We start from the raw sequence: 550 nt of genomic DNA, 5'->3' as shown, positions 1-550 counted from the left end.
AGCGGGTCACCGGCATTACCCAGATAGGTGTCCTCACTCAAAAACCTTGCTATCTTACTGTCATAGTACCTTGCATTCAGATAGTACAAATCTGTTTCAGCATCATACTGGTAGCCAGCATAGGTGATGTTGTTGTTTACGTTCCCGGTCTGCTCGACTATGTTTCCAAAGGCATCATAGTAATATGTTCCCTTGACCGTTCCGTCCTCTCCCAGCAGCGCTGTCACATCTCCATGACCATTGTACATATAATTTATTGTATCACTGCCTGCGGTTCTTGTCAGGAGATTTATTCCATATATGTTTCTGGCTGTCTGGCTGCCTGCTCCGTCTGTCTCCAGGATTACCCTGTCTGCTTCATACAGGTAGTTGATCCTTTGCCCGTTTTCCGTCTTTGCTGTCCTGTAGCCCTCTCCGTTGTATGAATAGCTTATGGTCTTGCTGCCTGCTGTGGTTTTGGCAAGCTGGTTCCACACATCATACTGGTAATACGTAGCCTCGCTGCTTGTGCTGCTCCGCCCTGCAATACTCAGGCTGAAGCTTCCTGTCA

1 protein-coding gene is annotated in these 550 nt (G+C 47.8%); it reads right to left on the bottom strand.

Translation table 11 applies throughout. The annotated features are described in order from the left end of the window. A partial coding sequence (locus CLHUN_RS21710) for an RHS repeat-associated core domain-containing protein (RefSeq protein WP_133051149.1) occupies positions 1-550 on the bottom strand: 550 nt, incomplete at both ends.

Origin of the sequence: Ruminiclostridium hungatei, from assembly GCF_002051585.1 — a bacterium.
Lineage (GTDB): Bacteria > Bacillota > Clostridia > Acetivibrionales > DSM-1351 > Ruminiclostridium > Ruminiclostridium hungatei.
This window is presented reverse-complemented; position numbering and strand designations above follow the sequence as displayed.